Here is a 938-nt window from a genome sequence, read left to right on the forward strand (position 1 = left end):
TCCTAGTATTATTTTTAGAGGAAAATAATCATCTGTTGCTCTAAAAAGCACTTAAATCGACATTTCGTTTCCTTAGCAGAAGGTTTGAACCCAGTATTCGTCTTTATTATCTGCGGTTGTCATAATTTTGACATGAAGCCCTCTAGTAACATCAGAAACTTTTTTTATAACTTGATTTTTTCTCCAACAAATCGTTCATCCGATTTTAAAACTTCTTCTAATACACCTAAAAACCTCATTATTGTTCCTACACGTGACTTACTATATCTCCCACATTATAGACTAATACTTCACAAATTCTTCCACGAACATCTATACTCACAATTTGATTCTTGCTAAGTTTTGCCAAGGTTGCTGAAGATATTCTTTCTTCTATTCGCAAATCTTTTTTATACATTTTTCGCTCTTCTAAAATTTTCCAGAGCTTACTGTAATCAAATGCCATTCTTTTATCTCTCAATAACAAGCTAAATCTTACTATTTGACAATGATCAGAATAATCCCAGCCATTATTAAGATAACCCCAATCCCTAATTCAATTAAACCAACTCTACGTGCATAAGATTCTATGTCACTTCCAGCTTTATAATCTGATTCAAATCCATTGATTAGATTGTATTTCTTTTTAAAATAGATTAGATATCCAAACATGCAGAAAGTAATTCCTAATCCAATCAATACTATCTTTAATAAAGTCATTAATATCTCCTCCATAATTTTAGCTAATCATCAAAAACAGCTGAAATTTTTCGTCTTTTATTTCTTAAAGATAATTATATCAAACACAACTTTGCTTTTAAATAAAGGCTCTATAATAAATAGGGTTGATGGAAGAAAAACACTTCCTTCAACCCTATTTCTTCAACCCTATTTTTTGGTACACAAAAACACAGAAGTCCGATCTATTAAAAGTGGTAACTAAAATAGAAAGGACTCTG

At 30.5% G+C, this 938-nt stretch carries 2 protein-coding genes; both read right to left on the reverse strand.

Features of this window, described 5'->3' with window-relative positions:
- Window positions 1-247: 247 nt before the first annotated feature.
- The gene (locus ACQV2T_RS09315) at window positions 248-445 is read right to left on the reverse strand and encodes a helix-turn-helix domain-containing protein (protein ID WP_428893587.1); all 198 of its coding nucleotides are present in this window, start codon (window positions 443-445) and stop codon (window positions 248-250) included.
- A gap of 32 nt (window positions 446-477) precedes the next feature.
- Window positions 478-714 (reverse strand): DUF3784 domain-containing protein, encoded by a 237-nt coding sequence (locus ACQV2T_RS09320; RefSeq protein WP_428882466.1) that lies wholly within the window; start codon window positions 712-714, stop codon window positions 478-480.
- Window positions 715-938 lie beyond the last annotated feature (224 nt).

The sequence above is a fragment of the Facklamia sp. P13069 genome, from assembly GCF_050409405.1.
GTDB lineage: Bacteria > Bacillota > Bacilli > Lactobacillales > Aerococcaceae > Facklamia.

Coding starts and splice junctions, on each gene's coding strand:
- ACQV2T_RS09315 (WP_428893587.1), bottom strand. CDS start 445: ATGGCATTTGATTACAGTAAGCTCTGGAAAATTTTAGAAGAGCGAAAA.
- ACQV2T_RS09320 (WP_428882466.1), bottom strand. CDS start 714: ATGGAGGAGATATTAATGACTTTATTAAAGATAGTATTGATTGGATTA.